We start from the raw sequence: 19934 nt of genomic DNA on the forward strand, positions 1-19934 counted from the left end.
TCAGCGAGCGCAACTACATAGTCCATGACTCCACTCTTTGGCATTAAAAGCTGTAATCCTTATCCTGAAGACCTTACAGCTTTTCTTAGTGCCATTCGATACTTTGCCTAAGTGGGATGTGATTATAGTTCTTTGATAGCTAGTATTTGATACCTCTGCAAGTCCCTATGTATAAGATTTATCCATATCCCATCAACTCCAGTCGTAAGTTGACGGGTGCTGAAGCCAAAGCAACTAAACCATTATTAACAACATAGGGGATTTTATGAAATTCTCAAATACTTATTAAGGTAGAGGTTAAACCAGTACGTTGTATAAAAGTATTCTTGCATTTTTTGAAAGTGGCGGGAAACTCAATCCCCTTGTGAGTGGAGAGAGATAACTGCTCCGCCGCTTAGGGCATTGGGAAGCCTACGCCGTGGGCGGTTCTACCAACTTGAGCGAACTGGCGTCATTGCTCGGCATCTTGTCATTTTGCCTTTTTAAAGTGTCTCTTTATTTAGAGTTGTCGGGAAATAAAAGCTGAGTGAAACCAATGTTGCTTTACATCTGAGCGATTTTTAAGCAGCCATCAAGTAAAAGTTCCATAAACCTGCGGCTGTAAGCATCAAGTGGTCGTCAAAATCTTCAACTCGATTGCGATAAAAAACACTGACTGGGTAGTAACGCTTGACTCCAGCAAAGGCATTTTCACAAACGACTCGTGATTGGCTCAAGCTGCGATTCTCCTACTTTTGCACCTCACTCAATGCTCCTCCTCTCGGTTTTTTGTGCGGTAAATGTATGTTGTCATACTTTTTTTGCAAGCCTAAAAAGCCTAAATCGACTTCAATTGGAATCTCGTCCGGTACACTTCCAGCAATGTCATCTTCATCGTGAAATCGTTTGTCATGCAGTTTGCCTTCGCGTGAGCAACTCAAAACTAGTACCCTCTTAGTTTCATCAACCGCAGCCAGATGCTTACGGGTATGGCGTTTCTTCTTCCCTGAGTAGTTCAATTGTTGCTCTGAGGGGTCTTGAGGACGAGCAATCGGTCATTCTGTACCATCCGTTTGACCTCTGGAAACCGCTGCAAAAATGCCTCAATACTGTCCAATTTCCGCTCTGGTAAGACTAGCTTCTCACTCAGGGTTTTCTCCAAAATTGGCTGTAGACGATGCATCCACTCGTGGGCTTGGGAGCGATGTATATCGAAGATCAAGCCAGCAAGATCAAACGTTGGATAACACTTGAAGTAGAATAAGATGAAGAACAGCTTGTGTTGAACACTTAGCAATCGGGCTTTACGCCCTCTACCGACGGCTCGTTGACGAGGCTGAGTCTGACATGTTTTTTCATAAACGGGGCTAACTCAGATCTTGCACCTGGAAATATGAATGTCAATTCCATGACTAAGCGCTAGAGGTCGGAGCCGTTCAATATCCAGTAGTAATAAAGACAAGACTAAATGAGGCAAAAAAGTGGAGAGAGCAAGAAAAGCAGCTTGACTCCAGTCTAAAGAATCAGGTAAACAGGACGCAAGATATGTCCAATATGCTAACAAATAGGCAGTAATAGACAAGACTAACCAACGATAAATTCCTCAAAGAGTACCTTGTCCAAATTTATCTAAACCAAAGCGATGCTTAGCAGTTTTAAACCAACCTTCGATTTTCCAACGGCGTTTACCCCACCAGGAAATAGTACTAGGTTTAAGAGGTTGTGTAGAGATAACATATCTTTTAACAAATTGACCATTATTGGGTTTGAAATAATACCAGGAAAGGGTAACAGGAAAATCTAACCCAACGAGTTGAACTTGTTGCCCTCGACGATGTAAAAATTGAACTTGATAACCATTAACCAACTTGCGATTACAACCAATACCAACGACAGCATGATATTTGAGTTTCCGAATACTGTTGATAAAATCCTTAGTCCCAAAAGCTGTATCAGCAAGAATTTTCACCTGAAATTTTTTGGTCAAATCTTTTGGTAAGTTACGCACTATTCATAATGCCATTTGGGCTGGGCTCGCTGTACCTTTGCCTCTCCAGACACGAAAATTCCAAGGTATACGCCATTGCCCAACTACTAAGTATAAGACTACTATATGTAAGCCCCGTTTGCCATTGTAGACGGTTATTAGATTTTTAAATGCTTTAAATTGACCACATTTTTCTAAAGTTATCAGGTCAATTATTACTTGTAGAAATGTCTTTCTTCCCAATGGAAAATGACTATTAACTTGCTCAATTGCCTGTTGGCGAACATGACGAATTAGCTTGCGAGTGGGCCATTTGTAGGTATTCAAAAATCTACTTAAAGTACTTTCAGATTTGGATTTGCTGTAGTGTGACAAAGGTTTTCCATCTGCTGCTAGAAATCGCCCTAACATTGCTTCCAAGTTGTCTCGTTGATAACGACTAGGCATCAATGCCAGAATTGTATACATTAGGGTATGGGCGTGGGCAAGAATGATTTCCATATTTCTTGCTGTTATTTATGTTTTCTACGCCCTTTTTTCTCATTTTTTACGAACATATAAAAATATCTCTATGCAGATGACACTATTCCTGTTTTTGTATATGTCACTCGTAAATGTCCTGTTAATCAATGTAGCTCATTGCATCAGTATCTAAAAATAATCTCTATTTATTTAGATGTTACTTTTATTTTTTTGTCTTCGGTTAATACTGATTGTTTTTATCAGGTGCAAGATATGAGGCTAAAGGTTTCTAACAGCGTGTCAAAAGCTTTCCGGTTCAATCCGGTCAGTGCTCGCAACAACCTATCTTGCTTCAGCGCTCGTTCAATGTCCAGTATCGTCTTGTCCCGTCACTAAAACTCTATTTTCGCTTATTTCCCGACAAGTCTTTTATAGTTGGACTCTAACGGTTCTATAGACTTGACTTTTCATGGGATGCAGAGAAGGGGAATAGGATTTTTAGTAATAAATATTCAGCACTCCAAGTTCCCGCTTGAAGTGTGTTTCATATAATTCGGCTAATATTATCATTAAATAAAGCTTGTTGCGAATGAGGATTCTTTTTGTTTTACCATAAATTACCACATTCTTTATCTTGTAGTGCTTTCAGGGTATTTTGTCTTGTCCCAAGGAAACAACCTTTAAAAAAGTGGGATGCTCCCCAAAAGATTAAAAGCTGATAATAGTATATTTTTACACTAAAATTTACAAAATATGAAATTTTTTAGTCCTTTGGGTATACGCACAATTCATTAGACATAGTGGTAGACTTTGTTGCATGAACGAGAAAAAGACAAAACCTTACTTTGACAGAGTGGTAATTAGTCTTCGACTTTGTAGCTTTCCGGTTTGCCTAACTGGATCATATTATTGAGACCACCACATTAGACTTGTCGCTTAATAACGCCTAAAGTAGCTCAAACCCTTCTACTGTTTACGTTTTAACTACTCTAAATCAAGTTGAGTGAAATGTTGAGTGTGAGTGGGTTTTACGGATTTTTTAGCTTATTTAGCAACAACTCTATTGGTAAAACGCCTATTTTGAGCTAAATCCTTAGGCCTGCTTTTTAGTGATCGCATTAAAACGGAGAGCCTAAATGTTTGGTTTAAACAACATTTATACTCTGCATTTTACATCAACTACTTCTAGTGTCGCAGCTCCGTAGATGTCATTAGGCCATGTACATCTTTTCCTCACACCATGTATACAAATTTTCCACTTCCCTTGCCAACAAACTTTCACTTCCGTTGAATCCACCACTGCATAGATAGGGAATAGAGACTATTTTTCTAATCAAGATCCTATCCAGCAAAGGTTAGGTGAAATTACGTGCGTTTGTTATGAGTCTTAATTGGACATCATAAGGATTTTTTGTTGTCTAAACGACTTTCAAGTATTTGAGTTTATACAGAGGTAAAGACATTTGCCATAGATAAGTTTAGAACAGATCATTTGTCGTAAGATGCGTTTCAGCGAGATAATGAAAATGAAGAATGAAACACACGACTACAGCAAATTAGTTTTGGGAAGAGACTATGTATTTGATCGGCTAAATGAAGGAAAGGGAGGGTACATGACTGGAATAGGAAAAGCGATCAAATCCGGTGACTGCATTATTTTGCGCCACGGTTCCCAAGTTTATCAATATCAAGTTGAGGAAATTGATTACTACCCCCATTCACCAGATATGTATATAGCTTTACTGGGTAGTCCTATAGATAAAAAGATTAACTCACAAATCTTTTACAAACTGAAGACTACAATGTCGACATATATAATTTTATTTGCCCAATGGCTTGACTATATCTGACGTCATTACCATAAAGGGCATCATCTCAGGGCAAACGCATCATGTCAACAAGAAGATTATATTCTCAATAGACCCTAAGTTAGTCGCATTAATTACCGCTTATTGACACAAATTTAGCGATCGCATTGAGTCTTAGAAAGAAAATTAAACCATCAATCCTAATTTTTTCGTTGGTTCTTAATGTTGGTTGCGATCAAGAGTACTTTAGATGCGTTTACCCTGGGCATCATCTAAACCCTTGGTAGTATTTTAGGTACTATATTGATTACTAGTACCTCTGACTATAATCTCAAACAAAGTTTTTTGGTCATAGCCTCTTTGAGTCTCAATGAAAATGTGCATAGATGGAGTTTTAAGGAGTTAATGTATCAAATTGGGTTTCGCCACGTATTACCTGAAGAAAACGAAAGCTGAGAACCAAAAGTATAACGAAGAAGACATTAGTTCTGTCAAAAAATTTATCCCTATAAGAAGTGCAATAAGGCAAAACACAATCTGGAGAGATGGTGTTTTCTCGTGAATAATTTAGGTTCACTATAGTATTACTCAATAACAAAACATGGATTAGCTTGGTTTTGTTACTCCCTATTGGCTGAATTATCATCTGCTCAATCAAAAATACAGCAAATACATAGGAGCAATGGAGAAGAAAAATGGTAACAATTAGTTCTCTACCATTAATAGATTTCAAATCTGACTTAAGATCGGCTAAAGGCACAATCAGAAAAAGAGTATTAGCTTTTAGATTATTCCGGGTAGCAGCACTTATTTTGTTAGATGCTACATCTCTGATTTTGGCATGGAGATTCGCAGCATTTTATAAAACTCTGTCAGAGTTACCTTGGACAGTACAAACATCATTTGAACTACTAATTCTTACAATTGAATTAGGTATGATTGCATTCCAAAGATTATATAATGTACGAATTTATTGTTGCAATTATGGTCGCTTGATTACAACTGTTTCTCTATCAAACTTATTCCTCTTATTGATTGCGTTTTTCTATGAATCCAATCTTTATGTCTCACGTTCAACTTTTTTACTATTCTGGTTACTATCTCTAGTCTTTATCTGTACTTCTCGTTTCCTAGTGGATGCTGTTACTAGAAAACTTTGTAAATTAGGAGTAATTCGTTATCCAGTTTTTCTGATCACAGATGCAGAAGAAAAAGAGAGTAGTATTAAGTTAATCGAAAAAGAAAATTGTTACAAGCTCCTTGGTGTAACTGAAGCTAGTTCCTTAGATAGACATAACCGAGAAGCAATGCTGGAATTTCTTTACAACCAAGATATATTTGAAGTTTTTGTTTCTTGGAATGCAATCAAGAAACGTTTATATATTTCTTGGTATTTCCTAAGTGCTGGTATTACTCTGCGGATTTTACCAACAGAGAGAGAAGTTGTGCCATCTAAGTCTATATTGTGGATGATTGGTGAAGTTCCTTGTCTAACAATTCCAGCGCCAATTATCGCAGGTGGCGATTTCTGGGTAAAAAGGTGCTTTGATGTTTTCTGTACAATTATTTTGCTATTGCTTCTGTCACCTCTATATCTGATAATTGCTCTGCTAATTAAGCTAGATTCTCCTGGTCCAGTTTTTTTCAGACAGAACAGAATTGGTCTGCATTGTAAACAGTTCAAAATATGGAAATTTCGGACAATGAATACAAATGCAGAGAAGTTGCTAGAAACCCTAGAAGCAAAGAATGAGATCAAGGATGGTATTCTGTTTAAATTGAAAGACGATCCTCGCATCACAAGAATTGGTAAGTTCCTGCGTCTTTACAGTTTGGATGAATTACCACAACTATTTAATGTTCTACTAGGTGAAATGAGTCTAGTAGGTCCCCGCCCTCACTCTATCAGAGATGTAGAAAGGTTTCAAAAAAACCATTATATTCGACAAGAAGTTCTGCCCGGTATCACTGGGTTGTGGCAGGTTTCTGGTCGTTCCAATATTGATAACTTTGAAGATGGAGTGAAATTAGATATCACTTATATTGAAAATTGGTCTCTATGGCTAGATTTGAAAATTTTGCTAAAGACAGTAAAGGTTGTCCTGCAAAAAACAGGTGCATACTAACAGCAGTTTCCTGAATTTATGACTGCTATGATCATTATTTTATTCATAAAGTAATGTTGCTGGTTTGTTTAAAACTTGGAAATTATGTTGAGTCCATAAACTCTATCTAACTAATGATGATGTGTACTCAGTTTTGCAATAGCAAGCTAAGTAAATGTGTAAATTGGAAATTTTTGCTTTAATTCAGATTATCTTTTGAATAAATTAGGTAAACAAGATGAAATTGATGTTAGTATGCACTTCTGGTGGTCACTTTGCAACCATGACAAGTTTAAAGTCTTTTTGGTCGCTGCATGAAAGAGTATGGGTCACTGACCATAAAAGAGATACAGAAATACTTGAAAAGACTGAAAGAGTGCATTGGGTGCCTTATCAAGCACCAAGAGATGTGTTGGCTATCATAGCTAATATTCCTAAAATCTTAAAAGTTGTCTATTTAGAAAAACCCGATGTTATTATCTCAACGGGAGCTAGTATAGCTATCAATTTTGCATTCATAGCTAAACTTATTGGAATCCGATTCATTTACATTGAAAGTATTTCTCGCGCTCAAGAACTGAGTGTTTCAGGAAACTTAGTTTACTTGGTATGCGATGAGTTTTATGTTCAATGGCCAGATTTATGCCAGAAATACCCTAGAGCAATTTTTAAAGGATATGCATCATGATTTTAATGACACTAGGAACAGTTTCGTTTCCATTTGATCGTGCTGTATTGTGGTTAAAAATCTTGATAGAACGCGGCGTGATTTCTGAGTCTGTATTTTTGCAATATGGTTACAGTGATGTTTCTGTATTACAAGGACATTCTCAAGTCACTTTAGAGCCAACAGTTAGTTCAGATGAGCTAGTCAAGTTAGTGAATTATTCTCGCTTGGTTATCTCTCACGCTGGACAAGGATCTACAAGAATGCTTGCAGCACAAGGGACACCTTTTATTCTTTTACCAAGGCTTAAACGCTATAGTGAACATGTTGATGACCATCAATTATTATTTGCTAAAGCTGTTGCTGAGTTAGGTATCAAAAATTTTCTGTCTCTGGATGAGTTGGCAAAAGCAGTGTTAGAACCACCTCCTCATTTTCAGCAAAAGATATTTAATACTCCCAGGCTGACTGATTATCTTTTAATGCAATATCCTCCGAAGAAGACAGCTGCTCAGTTGAGTAACTAAATATTTTTTGTATTTCTAGTTATTGAGGTTGAAAGTTGTGAAGATATTTGCAATTTTACAAAGGTATTGGCTTCCCCTTGTTGTTTTACACAGTATCACCCTTGGTGGGGCATTTAGCATAGCTATGTTGTCACCACGTATTTGGACAGCTAATACTCAACTAATTTTGCCAGATACCACAAATAACTTGGATGCAAGTTTGGGTATCCTGGGACAAATCAAAGACCAAGGAGTTGCTTTTACTAATGAACTCAATCCATTACAAGTACAGACTTCGATCATGACTAGCGATGATGTTATTCGTCCTGTTTGGTTAGCTGACCCTGAGAAAGATAAATTCCGCAGTTTAGGAATTTACAAAAAATTGTTTAAAGTTAAACCTGTAGATCAATCTACAACTATTCACTTAGAAGTTACAGGTTCCCTCCCTGAACTGACAATAAAAAGGTCAGAAAGACTACTTTTAAGTTATCAGCACCGTTTGAATGAACTTCGTCAAGGAACTTCTGATACTCGACAGCAGTTCAGTCAAATGCAATTTCAAAAAGCGGAAAGCGATCTGCGACTAGCCAAGGATAAACTGGGACAATTCAAAACATCTACAGGATTGGTTAGCGATGAGCAACAGACTAGAAATTTAATAGAAGCGATTAAAAGTTTGAGAACTATACAAACAGAGATAGGCTCTCAAGCAAAAGCTGCAATAACTCGGTCGCAAATTTTGAGCAAAAGATTGGGCATGACTCCACAACAGGCGATTAACTCTTTACGTTTGAGTCAAAACAAAGAGTATCAAGCACTACGACAAAAATTGTTGGAAGTTGACACAGAATTTGCATTTAAAAAAGGTGATTTTACTGAAGAACATCCTAGTGTCCAGTCGTTGCGAGAAAAGCAATATTCATTAAATGCTGCACTTAACCAACAGCTAAATTTACTACTTCCTAATTTTGAAGGAATTGATACTAGCTTTGGTGGTAATAACTTCCAAGAACCGACAATGAATTTGATTGTAGATTTGATTCAAGCTGATAGTGATAGTCAAGGACTAGAACAACAAGCTAAACAAATTCAGGAGCAAGTGCAGAATTTGAACACTGAATTGAGTTCTATTTCCACCAAACAAGGAGAACTCTTGGATTTGCAACGCCAATATGAAATTGCTGAAGGCATTTACAAAGGTATTGTGGCTCAGTTGGAACAAGCGAAAATCAGTGCTTTTAGTTCTTATCCCAACGTGCAAATTCTCGATTCACCAACTGTTGATCCCAAACCGACAAGTCCCAAACTCTCTTTAGTTGCCCTTGGTGCGCTTTTATCATCAGTTCTTGGTAGCTTTGCAGCTGTTACATATTTAGAGTCTCGTAACTCGCTGCTGAAAGTGAAGGATTTACAAGAGATTGAGTTGCCAATTCTCGCAAGAATTCCGACTCTCGAAGCTTCAACTATGGGGTTGAAATTAGAATCGGTATCGGAAATCGGATTTCAACGCTTGGCTTCAACTCTTAGTTTGATGTCTTTAGAAAAGCGCCGTTTGATGGTTAGCAGTTCTATCTCTAGCGAGGGCAAAACTACAGTCACAATTGGACTTGCAACAGCATTATCAGTATTGGGTTTCCGAGTATTGGTAGTGGATGGCGATTTCCATAAAGCAAAACTGAGCAAGTATTTTGGGTATGCTTTACTACAGGAAACAAATGCTTTACCTTCGCCAATACCTGTAAGTTCAAAGTTGGATTTTCTACCAGCACCTTCGATACCAACAAGTAAGGTGATGGAATTTGTGGCACGAGGAAAATTTGAAGAGTACGTGAATACATTTCAAAAGTTGGGCAACTATGATTATGTGATTGTTGATACTGCTGCTGTGAACTCGACGGGAGAAACACCTTTGATGGCAAAAACACTGGCTAACGTGTTGTTAGTTGTGAAATTGGGAGTGAGCGATCGCAACATGCTCCAAGAAAGTTTGGAACAACTCGTGCGCCACAATGCTCAAATCATCGGTTTTGCGTTGAATGGAGTCGAGCAAGGGGGAGAAAAGTACGTTTACAAACAGGATGTTCAGCAGGTTAAAGCATGAAACAAAACGTACATCTTAACGCATTTTCATCAAGGACAAATAGTTCCAGTCAACAATTATTCGGCGGTATTTTGATTCGATGGCAGGTGTTGAGCCACGCGGAAAAAGTTGTATGTCTAGGAATTATTTTGATCCCTCTATGGTGGATAATTAGCTGGGGAATGATGCTTCTTTTTTGTGTAATTGGAATAGCGATATACGAATTGTGGAATCACAAAACTATACGCTTATCAAAACCAAGTTTAGAAGTAATTGCAATTTTATTGTTTGCAATTTACACAGTGATTTCCAGAGGCACAAATTCTACAGAGGTTACTCTTCGCCTATTATTAGATCCATTGTTTGATTTTGGCAGCGCTGGCCTATTACTTTGGTACATTCAGAGTCATAAAATTCGCATACGTTTACAAGTTGTGGCTTGGGGTTTTTCCATTGTTATCTGTTTGATGGTGCTTTGGTGGGCGTTTTTTCATTTTGTCTTATCGGAGCCATATTACACTCCACCTAGAACACTTTACGCACTCTTTACAGATAAAGCAGCATATAATCCTAATCAACTTACTAGTGTTGGCGGTTTTTTAGTTCCTTATTATCCAGATGATAAAAGTTTCGCTGGATTAGCACGTCATACCTTTTTCTTTCCTCATCCTACAGTTTCATCGTTTGCAATTGGTTTTGCCGGATTAATTTTTTTAGAGCTTAAAAATCGTTATATTTCCTTAGGCTTAGCATTGATTTGCGTACTTCTGATTCTGATTGCTCAAACTCGTAATGCGTGGATAGCCTTATCAATTGTCTTTGTTGTACGTTGGTTAATTGTAAGTGGTAAAGAACGTGGAATTACATTTATTCTAATACTATTTTCAATCACTATTTTTGCCACATTTTCAATACCTCAAGGCACTGATTATGTTACTGAAACATACACCAATTCGGTAGAAGCGACTAGTAATCTTCGTAAAGAATCAACTGAAGGGCGTCAATTAATATATGAACGAACTTGGGAACGATTTATTGAAGAACCACTGTTTGGGCATGGAGTTAATGGACCATCAGTTACGCCAGGGTATGAATTTGCCAGAATTGGCACTGAAAGCTTTATCTTAGGAACTTTGTTTTATAAATCTGGATTACTAGGTACTGGAACTTTTCTTATCTTTTATATATCGTTTTTAGGGAAACTTTATCAAACAAGGCACGACAGACCAATTTGTTCTTTTATGATGCTACTTTACTTAAGTTTAGCTTCTACCGTAACAGAGTTTATGGGGCCAGAACTATTTATTCCTTTGTTGTGTACAATACTACAAGTTCCTAACACGAATCAACTAAAAGCAAATCAGAAACTAAAGAGTATCAATATCATATAGTTTAGGTTTTTACTCTTTCTAGTTTATACCAATTTAATTTTTCGGATTTATCAAACATTAACTTTAGTTTATTATGCGTAAATTATTGATTTTGCCTGGCGATTGTGATGTATTGGGAGGAACAGTAGTCACACTTTCGTTATTGATTAAAGGATTTGAGCAATTAAATGCAGCAGAATCATTATGGGTTCTAGTGCGAGCCGATTCATTAATAGAGAAGTATTTACACCAAGCTGGGCAAAGGGCTTGCGTAAAATCAATCTCAGCAAATAACCAAGTAGAATTTTGTACAAAAGCACTGCAATGGGTAAATCAACAACCTTCAGACTACCCATTGTTATTAGACAACTGTAATCACCGTCTTTTGCAACTAGTCCTTCTGCGGGCTAGCCCACGTCTTCGTTTAAACGGTCGTCCAGTTTTTTACTTTTTTCATGATTTATCACTTTCATATAATTATGTGGGCTACTTGTTGCGAAAACTTACCTTTGTTTGTCTTGCGCCAGTTGGTATTTGCAACTCCCATTTCACGGCCAAACATGTTCGTCAGTTTCGGTCAGATATTCGCGCAATTATGTATCAACCAGTCGATCTGACACGTTTTCAGCGGCAAGTAATATCAAATCCGCCATCAGAGCTACAACCTATTCTCAAATCTGGGGCAAAGATTATTTTGACTCCATCACGACTCAATCAGCCAGGGGGGATGAATGACAAAAATTTGCGATCGCTAATTCCGGTATTAGGGCAATTACGTGCGAGTGGTCATTACTTCCACTGCGTAATTATTGGGCATGATGTATCTCCTGCCCAAATCTATACTCAGGAGTTGCTCAAAAGTGCTAAAGACGCAGACATTGCCGATTACTTCACGATCTTGCCTCCAACGTTTGCAATAGAAGATTACTACAGTTTTGCAGACATTGTTGTTACCCTTGCTCCCAGAGAACCTTTTGGACGCATAGTAGTGGAAGCAATTGCCTGTGGTGTCCCCATAGTAGGTAGTTGTACGGGTGGTATTGGTGAAATTCTCAGTCAATTTGCTCCTGATTGGATGGTTGATTCAAATGACGCGTTAGCTGCTGCCCAGACAATTATTCGCGTTACCAATGATGCTAATACACCAAAGGTTTTAGTTAAAGCAAAAAGTTGGGTTGAGCAAAATTGTACTATAGAAAAGTATACACAAACAATGATGGAAATTAGCGGATTAATTTCTCTAACTAGTAAACAAAAAGAATTAGAAAGGGTGTGTTAACTCAATTCTAATTTTATTTAAGTCACTTAACACTATATAGGAGAATAATTCAATATTATGTCGAAATTTGATTCTAGGGAATTAATCCAACGTAGAGATGCTTTAAAAATACCACTTCATCACGGACATTTCTTTGTATTGCGTCATATAAAGATGTTCACATATACTCACCTCACTTCAATAATTAAACCTGGGATGAAAGTTGCAGATGTTGGTTGTGGGGGACAGCCACTTCGCAGCCTGATCAAATCTTGCGGAGGAAATTATACGAGTGTAGATGTAGTCCAGAATAGTAAAAATAGCGTTGATATTATCGCAGATATTTCGTCAATTCCCTTACCTTCCAAAAGTTTTGATGTCATTATTTGTACTGAAGTCTTAGAACATTGTTTTGATCCTCAAAAAGCACTATTAGAGCTATCTCGATTGCTCAAACCTTCGGGAGCAATTATCATCACAACTCCTTTCAACTTTGGCTTGCATGAAGTTCCCTATGATTTCATTCGACTCACCCCGTTTTATATAGAGTATTGGTTCCCGAAACTTGGTTTTAAAGCACCAAACGTTCTTCAATTAAATGGTAATGAGCTTGAAGTTATGGCAACAGTATGGGGACAAATATTTGCACCTACAGAAAAAACTAGTTTTTTATTAAAAGGCATATTTGTCATATTGCGAGTGTTAATGAATTTAGTAGTCTTAGCTGTAAGTGATTTATTACAACCTTTTCTACCGCGCTATTTCTTTTTAAATATGGGATGTGTTGCATACAAACATAGCGATATATCTAGTACTCCTGTTGAAACCTAATTTATAACCAAAATTATGTCGTATATCCGAGACTTAGCTAAAAAAATCCTTCCCAAACCGACTCTGCCTACTGTTATGCAATTTACTGGAGAACTACAGTCAATTTGGTACGCAGGTGAGCAATATACTTGCCCTTGTTGCGGAGGAACATTTCGTAAACTTCAGAGCGGAGGTGTGAATAAAAGGCAAAATGCAGTATGTCCTAAATGTAATTCCTTTGAACGACATCGTTTACTATGGTTGTATTTGAAGAATCAAACTAATTTATTCTTTGAAAAGTTGAAATTACTTCATATTTGTCCAGAATTTTTCTTCTGGAAAGGATTAAATTCTCTACCATCAATTCAATACACTGGTGCTGGCTTAAATTCTCCGTTTGCAACACTTGAAATGGACATTAAAAACATTCAAAAACCAGATAATTCCTATGACGTTATTTTGTGTAGCCATGTTTTAGAACATATCCCTGAAGACCAGAAAGCAATGTTTGAGTTATTTAGAATACTCAAGCCTGGTGGTTGGGCAATCTTACAAGTACCGCTTGATTATGAACGAGAAACAACATTTGAAGATTTCAGTATTACATCTCCTAAAGACAGAGAATACTTCTTTGGTAAGGATGATCATGTGAGAGTTTATGGACTCGATTATAAAGATAGGTTGAAAAAAGCTGGTTTTACAGTTGAAGTTATAGACTATGTAAAGCAATTGGGAGAGGAAAAGATTATAAAATACTGTTTACCAGACAGAGAAGATATCTATTTATGTACAAAATAAATATATAATAATCATAAATCATTTGTAAAAAATCTTCAGTAGTGTAAGCTGGGCACTGCCTAGGTTACACTACTGCAACCTAACAACAAGGTTATGGATAAACAATTTCATAAGCCAAATATCCTAGTCATCTCTCGTGTCTTCTTCCCTGATATAGGTGGCATTCAAGAATATGCCTACAATCGCTGTTTGCAAGATCCTGAAAGTGTAATTGTTCTTTCTTCTAAGTGTGAAAGCGATAGAGAATTTGACCAGATGCAAGCATTTCCAATATACCGATGGCCAATGCCAATTCTTGGAAGTTTTGGTAGGTTTGGAGCTATTTTCAAACAAATTCTGAATATGTTTTGGTCTATGGTACTAGCTATCCGACTGTATCAACGTTACCAATATCATTATATCGAGTGGTGTCACGGCTACGACTTTCCTGCACTCCTACTGCTAAGTTATTTGTTGCCTGTAAAGTGTTTTATTTACCTCCACGGTGATGATGTACTTTGCCCACAAAAAAATCCTGTCTTACGATGGTTATTTGAGTGGACACTCCAGCGTGCTAAAATAATTGTGTGCAACAGCAACTTCACTCAAAATTATTTAAAAGAGCATTTTCAAATTAAGCGTCCCATACATATTATTCACCCAACTGTCAGACTAGAAAAATTTGGGCAGCTAAATCTCAATCAGCAAAATCTTCTCCGCTCACAAATACGTCAGAAGCATCAAATTCCTCAAGAGGCGATTGTTATATTGTCTGTAGGACGATTGGTGAAACGCAAGGGCTTTGATCGGGTTATTCAAAATTTGCCTGCCTTGTTAGCTGAAGGGATTGATGTTTACTACCTAATCTGCGGTCAGGGTCATATGGAGTCTGAACTTAGGAAGTTAGCTGAAAACTTGGGTGTTACCTCACAGGTTATTTTTGCTGGATTTGTGATTGATGAAGAATTAGGTGGCTATTATGCAGCGTGCGATTTATTCTCAATGCTCACTTTTCTGGATACCAAAAGCAGAAGTATTGAAGGTTTTGGAATTGTTTACCTAGAAGCGGGTTACTTTGGTAAACCTGTTATCGCTTCACGGATAGGAGGTGTAGTAGACGCAGTTTTTCACGGAGAAAACGGTTTATTAGCAGACCCCTACTATCCAGAGGAAATTTTGGCAAATATGCGGTATTTATGTACGGATGAGACGCTTCGTCAACGGCTTGGTAAAAAAGGTAAAGAACTAGCGACCCGTAATACTTTGCATCGAATGCTTTACCAGATTACTGCATGAAGTTATTGAATATTGGCTGTAGAAATTTCCAAAACGTAATTTTTTCATTCAACTAGAAAATAAAAGTTCGGGGCGTTGCTGAATGTGAATTAATCAAACACCAGGATAAAACGATACTTCAAGTAGTAAAGTAATAATCGAATAGAGTATTTCAGTATTTCTACGGACTTAGAATAATACAGTGTTTTTCGATGCAGTCGTGCTAAATAATGACGTAAACGGGTGTTTTCACCTTCCACTCTAGTCATATAAATCTTACTCACGATTTGATCACCTGGATCAGTAAACTGAGGATAAACTTTCCATCCATCAGTGATATAAAAATAGCAATGCCAGCAGCAAACTACCTCCCATAGAGGCTTAAAAGTTTCTGCACTATGATCTCCCAACACCCAAGCCAAAATACCAAGATAGAAAATGATTTACTGCTGTCCATAGCCAAATTTTGTTTTTTTGAGCAAACAAAAGTTTCTAATTCATCGAGTTCTCCAACTTCCAGAATTTCCTCGATTGGTGGTGCATCTGGTAAATTTCGACTCAGTTGTTTTACCCAAGCAATAATTGTCGTATGGTGGACTCCTTTAACTCTTTCAATAGCTCGAAAACCTATACCATTGAGATACATCCGAATACATTCTTCTTTTATCTCATTGCTATAAGTTTTTGATGGTTCATAATCTTGAATAAACTGGCGACGACAATTACAAAAAATGTGATTTTGTTTACCTCTTTTTATCTCATTCTTACGGGTATGATGAGAGCCACATTTAGGACAATTCATGTTTTAGCAACGCCAAGTTCGGATACTGATATTTCAGGAAAAAACAATGACTATTTCAGACCATGGTGTTATTACTTATGCTTACGGAGCATCTTATTATATCGAAATGGCAAAATCACTGGCGCGTTCTCTGCGTCTTCATTCACCAAATATTCTGCGTGCTATTGTTACCGACAGTCAAAATGATAGAGAATTATTCGAGCTTTTCGATTACGTTATCAATTGCAAAAAAGAATACGGTTCAAATGTAATACAAAAACTTCATCTTTATGATTATTCTCCATTTAAACGTACACTCTATATTGATAGTGATTGCATAGCAGTCAGAGATATCAACTTTATTTTTGATGATTTTAAGGGTAGAAGTTTTAGTGTCACAGGTGATATATATCTTCAAGCAGGTGATAAAGATACGTTCATGGATGTAGATTACGTACTCAATAGATTTGCTTTGAAAAAATTACCTAAATTTAATGGAGGTCTCTATTACTTTGAGCAAACAAATACTGCCAAGGCAGTTTTTGAAACAGCAATAGAATTTTCACGTGACTGGAAAAAGCTAGGTATTTCTGAATTTCGTGGCGATGGTCCTAACGATGAACGTATTATTGCTATAGCTATGATGTTGCACAATCAAAGTCTGTTTCAAGATAATGGTAACATGATGCGAACTCCTATCGGTCTTCGCGGTTCTCTAGATGTAGATGTTATTACAGGTAAATCTACTTTTCAAAAATACAATAAGGTAGTGTCTCCTGCTCTTGTACACTTTGCCTGTGTTTGGGCAGAGCATCCCGTATATTATCGTGAAGTATCAAAGCTAAAAGATCTAAACAAAAGTACAGCCAGTCAGGTAAAGCCTGGTATCTTTTCTGTAATTAAATATAAGTTTGGCTATCAGATTGCCTTACTAAGTTATATAGCTAAACGTGTACCTAAAAATCCTAAGTATTTTCAAGTTAGAATAACAAGATTTTTGAGACAATTGCCTGAGCAGATACAAACTAAGTACAGCATTTAATTCGGCTTATATTCGGGTCGGAGATATCTGTTTTACAATCTAACCATTTTCAATAAAGTTTTTATGACTGCAACTAACTCAACGATAATACTTAAATCTAGTGTATGGATGAGTACGAGTGTTGTAGTTGGAAAAGTAGCTCAGTTACTTTCTCAAATCATTCTAGCTCGCTTGTTATCACCTAATGACTTTGGTATTTGGGCAATGGTATTAATCTTGAGTAATTTTTCTGTCATTTTTCGAGATGCTGCAATTGCTCAAGTTCTTGTACAACGAGGTTTAAATGATAAAAAAATTGTCAATACTGTTTACAGCATGGGTATCAACATATCCATTGGTTTATTTATAGTTCAGTCTCTTGCAAGCTTTCCACTTTCAATATTTTTTGGTATACCTATACTTTTCCCACTTACAGCTTTTGCTGCATTAATTTTTCTTGTTGGCGCCGGTGCTGGTTCTCATGCCTCTGTAATGCAACGCCAAATGAAGTTTCGAGAACTAGCTATTTGTGATGGTCTAGCAAGTTTTACACGAGTAGGAACTACTACTGTTTGTGCTGTCATTGGTTGGGGAGTATGGTCTTTTGTGGTAGGAGAAGTCGCTATGACATTGGTTGATAGTCTACTCAAAAAGTATTTTAGCAGATACCCTTTTACCTACAGCTATAGGCTAGATAAAACTGCTGTTAATGAAGTAAAAAAATTCATTACTGGTATAGTTTTTACTAGTTTTGCAGTTCAAATGAATACGATGAGTGATAACGTAATTATCGGTAAATTACTGGGACAACAAGCACTCGGTTACTATAACTTAGCTTACCAACTAGCAATGACACCTGTTTATATTTTATCTCAAGTTAACCGGGTAATTCTTTCTGTAATGTCGCAGAGAGATAATATAGGTAAAAAACTATTTATTTCACACGTTTTAGAACTATATGCTATTATTTTTGCTCCTGTTTACGGCATAGGTTTTGTCATTGCACCTTGGTTTATTCCATTAATGTACGGTCAAGCTTGGATAGAGAGTGTTAGCTTATTCCAGATTCTTTTGATTTTTGCTTATGCCAGGGGATTCATGGCGATTTTGGGTAATACATTACTGGCTTTAGATAAACCAATAACAAATGCTTTCATCAATTGGGCGTTAGTTCCACTTGCAGTTTTATCTTATTTTGTTGGGGTCAGCTTAGGAGGTGTAAAAGGAGTTGCGATCGCTGTTGCTTTAGTACTGGGAGTTGGTGCAACTATTTGGTTTTGGTTGGCAACTTATTATATTACTAGGTGGAATATTGCATTTTTTATAAAACCTACTGCTATGCCAACTTTGGCTATTAGTATCTCGTTAATACTAGCTGTAGTATCGCCTTTACCTCATCAATATATAACTATATCTACACAACCAATTGTTCTAGTTTTTTCTTATTTTATTTTACTAACAGTATTTTCTTTTGGACGTATTCCGAATATGTTATTTAGTACAATTAGACTACTGTGGAAAAATGGAGTAATATTATAATTACTATCAATATTAATAATGAAGAACTGTTGAAACTAGTAGCTCCTATTGGCTAATAAATTTATACAAAAGTTGAGAGTTGTAATTTTAATCATTTGATCAAAAATCTTAAAGATTTATTTAAGTATTAACTAATGCAAAAAAAACTATTTCATCAATTATTGCAATCTGAAATATCAACTTATCAAAACATAGATCGGCTTTTCTCTCTTGATTTACTCAAGGCGATTAGTATTATAGCAGTAGTTTCTTTTCATTCAACTCTTGTACCAAAAATTACTTATGTAAATAGTCAATTGTATATGGAGGTTCTATTTTCTCCTTTAAGATTTTGTGTTCCAGTTTTTTTAGTAATTTATTTTTTGTTGTTTGAGAAAGCATTATCAAAGCACAAGGTTTCTACTTTATCAGTAGTTCAAAAGCGTCTAGTACGTATTCTAATACCAACAATGTTTTGGTTTAGCATTACAGCATTACTAAAATTAATTAATAAATCTTCCTGGATTGAAGTATCTGGTGGTATTTTAAATGGGGAAATATTTACTGGTGGTTATTATTTATTAATTCTATTACAGTTTATACCATTTTTTGCTATCTTTAGACCTTGGTTTTCTAAACAAATCAATGTTTTTATAGCAATTATGATTCAGTCTAGTGTTTATATATGGATATATACTATTCATTGGAGTTCAAAATTTAACCAAATAGTTTTTATCCTAAAGTTTATACATAGACCTTTATTCATTTACTGGTTTATCTATATGGTTTTGGGTATATACTGCTATAAAAAATGGTCATCAATTGTAAAATTATCATCTCTATTACACATTTATACAAAAGTAATAATTTTGGGAATTTATGCTGTTTTACAAGGAGTTGAAGCTTACTATGCTTTTGTCGTCTTAGAAGGGGATATACCACCATTTGATTATGCTATGTTTTCTTGTATGTTAAGTGTATTAGTTATGTTTATATGTTTTGCATCTATTAAGGAGGATCAAGTAAACCCATTGATTAAAAATCTAGTATCAGTTTTGTCAAAATATAGTTTAGGCATTTTTTGTATTAATGGTATTCTCTATCAGCTACTTTCTTCATTAAGCTTACGTTTATTTATTGAAGTAAACTTTAATTTTTTGGAGATTATTATAGTGAAATTGTTATGTTTTTGTTTACTTCTAAGCATTTCTCTAGTTTTATCAATGCTGTTAGAACGTATGGGACTAAAAGTAGTGGTTTGCTGATCCAAGTAGGGTGACTTACATTTCAGAGGCAAGATAGATGATTTCCACATCTGGAATACCGTTCGCAGCAAAGAGTAAAATTATGCTTATATGAATCATCGACTTCAGGGAAATGAAACAGGATTGGTTGGCTACTGGCACTTAGAGAACAGACTTCCCAAAAACGTAAGGATTCAGGTCTAATATTTAGGAAGCAGAGATGGGCGAGACAGATAATTATTAGAATTAGCCAGCAGTGCTTGTGCAAAAAAGTCAATCACAG

Annotated in this window: 18 protein-coding genes and 1 pseudogene; 13 read left to right on the forward strand and 6 right to left on the reverse strand. The window is 36.3% G+C overall.

The window, feature by feature from the left end; translation table 11 throughout:
• Nucleotides 1-560: 560 nt before the first annotated feature.
• From HCR01_RS39460 to HCR01_RS39480, 5 genes are all read right to left on the reverse strand, one after another.
• Nucleotides 561-716 carry a hypothetical protein gene (locus tag HCR01_RS39460; protein WP_226889915.1) on the reverse strand — a complete coding sequence of 52 codons (156 nt, stop codon included), beginning with the start codon at nt 714-716 and terminating at the stop codon, nt 561-563.
• Between the two features lie 12 nt (nt 717-728).
• Nucleotides 729-998, reverse strand: a complete 270-nt coding sequence (locus tag HCR01_RS39465; RefSeq protein WP_226889916.1) for a transposase family protein — start codon at nt 996-998, stop codon at nt 729-731.
• Nucleotides 995-1276, reverse strand: coding sequence for a helix-turn-helix domain-containing protein (locus tag HCR01_RS39470; RefSeq protein WP_226889917.1), 282 nt, complete (start codon nt 1274-1276; stop codon nt 995-997). The genes HCR01_RS39465 and HCR01_RS39470 overlap by 4 nt, the downstream gene beginning before the upstream one ends.
• 306 nt (nt 1277-1582) lie before the next feature.
• Nucleotides 1583-1987, reverse strand: a complete 405-nt coding sequence (locus HCR01_RS39475) for a transposase (RefSeq protein WP_320073240.1) — start codon at nt 1985-1987, stop codon at nt 1583-1585.
• Nucleotides 1988-1990: 3 nt separating this feature from the next.
• Nucleotides 1991-2467, reverse strand: coding sequence for a hypothetical protein (locus HCR01_RS39480; RefSeq protein WP_226889918.1), 477 nt, complete (start codon nt 2465-2467; stop codon nt 1991-1993).
• Between the two features lie 1487 nt (nt 2468-3954).
• Here HCR01_RS39480 and HCR01_RS34075 point away from each other — a divergent pair.
• From HCR01_RS34075 to HCR01_RS34120, 10 genes are all read left to right on the forward strand, one after another.
• Nucleotides 3955-4278, forward strand: coding sequence for a hypothetical protein (locus tag HCR01_RS34075; RefSeq protein ID WP_193200358.1), 324 nt, complete (start codon nt 3955-3957; stop codon nt 4276-4278).
• Nucleotides 4279-4931: 653 nt separating this feature from the next.
• Nucleotides 4932-6362 (forward strand): sugar transferase, encoded by a 1431-nt coding sequence (locus tag HCR01_RS34080; protein WP_193200359.1) that lies wholly within the window; start codon nt 4932-4934, stop codon nt 6360-6362.
• 217 nt (nt 6363-6579) lie between these two features.
• Nucleotides 6580-7029, forward strand: coding sequence for a PssD/Cps14F family polysaccharide biosynthesis glycosyltransferase (gene pssD, locus HCR01_RS34085; RefSeq protein ID WP_193200360.1), 450 nt, complete (start codon nt 6580-6582; stop codon nt 7027-7029).
• Entirely contained in the window at nt 7026-7535 is a 510-nt protein-coding gene (locus HCR01_RS34090; protein ID WP_193200361.1) for a glycosyltransferase, read from the forward strand. Before pssD ends, HCR01_RS34090 begins: the two co-directional genes overlap by 4 nt.
• 37 nt (nt 7536-7572) lie before the next feature.
• Nucleotides 7573-9618 (forward strand): GumC family protein, encoded by a 2046-nt coding sequence (locus tag HCR01_RS40600; RefSeq protein WP_193200362.1) that lies wholly within the window; start codon nt 7573-7575, stop codon nt 9616-9618.
• The gene (locus tag HCR01_RS34100) at nt 9615-10988 is read left to right on the forward strand and encodes an O-antigen ligase family protein (protein ID WP_193200363.1); all 1374 of its coding nucleotides are present in this window, start codon (nt 9615-9617) and stop codon (nt 10986-10988) included. Before HCR01_RS40600 ends, HCR01_RS34100 begins: the two co-directional genes overlap by 4 nt.
• A gap of 73 nt (nt 10989-11061) precedes the next feature.
• Nucleotides 11062-12246 carry a glycosyltransferase family 4 protein gene (locus tag HCR01_RS34105; protein WP_193200364.1) on the forward strand — a complete coding sequence of 395 codons (1185 nt, stop codon included), beginning with the start codon at nt 11062-11064 and terminating at the stop codon, nt 12244-12246.
• Between the two features lie 57 nt (nt 12247-12303).
• On the forward strand, nt 12304-13056 hold the full coding sequence (locus HCR01_RS34110; protein ID WP_193200365.1) for a class I SAM-dependent methyltransferase: 753 nt from the start codon (nt 12304-12306) through the stop codon (nt 13054-13056).
• A gap of 15 nt (nt 13057-13071) precedes the next feature.
• Nucleotides 13072-13833, forward strand: a complete 762-nt coding sequence (locus HCR01_RS34115; RefSeq protein WP_193200366.1) for a methyltransferase domain-containing protein — start codon at nt 13072-13074, stop codon at nt 13831-13833.
• Between the two features lie 93 nt (nt 13834-13926).
• A complete protein-coding gene (locus HCR01_RS34120; protein WP_193200367.1) occupies nt 13927-15108 on the forward strand; it encodes a glycosyltransferase family 4 protein in 1182 nt (393 codons plus the stop codon).
• A gap of 89 nt (nt 15109-15197) precedes the next feature.
• Here HCR01_RS34120 and HCR01_RS34125 read toward each other — a convergent pair.
• Nucleotides 15198-15889, reverse strand: a pseudogene (locus HCR01_RS34125) (IS1 family transposase).
• A gap of 46 nt (nt 15890-15935) precedes the next feature.
• Between HCR01_RS34125 and HCR01_RS34130 the strand changes: the two are divergent.
• From HCR01_RS34130 to HCR01_RS34140, 3 genes are all read left to right on the forward strand, one after another.
• Nucleotides 15936-16910, forward strand: coding sequence for a hypothetical protein (locus HCR01_RS34130; protein WP_193200368.1), 975 nt, complete (start codon nt 15936-15938; stop codon nt 16908-16910).
• A gap of 63 nt (nt 16911-16973) precedes the next feature.
• Nucleotides 16974-18428, forward strand: coding sequence for an oligosaccharide flippase family protein (locus HCR01_RS34135; protein WP_193200369.1), 1455 nt, complete (start codon nt 16974-16976; stop codon nt 18426-18428).
• 134 nt (nt 18429-18562) lie between these two features.
• Nucleotides 18563-19672: an acyltransferase family protein gene (locus HCR01_RS34140; protein WP_193200370.1), complete on the forward strand. Its 1110-nt coding sequence runs from the start codon at nt 18563-18565 to the stop codon at nt 19670-19672.
• The last annotated feature ends 262 nt before the right edge of the window (nt 19673-19934 follow it).

The organism is Nostoc sp. MG11 (genome assembly GCF_014904695.1).
Classification (GTDB): domain Bacteria; phylum Cyanobacteriota; class Cyanobacteriia; order Cyanobacteriales; family Nostocaceae; genus Komarekiella.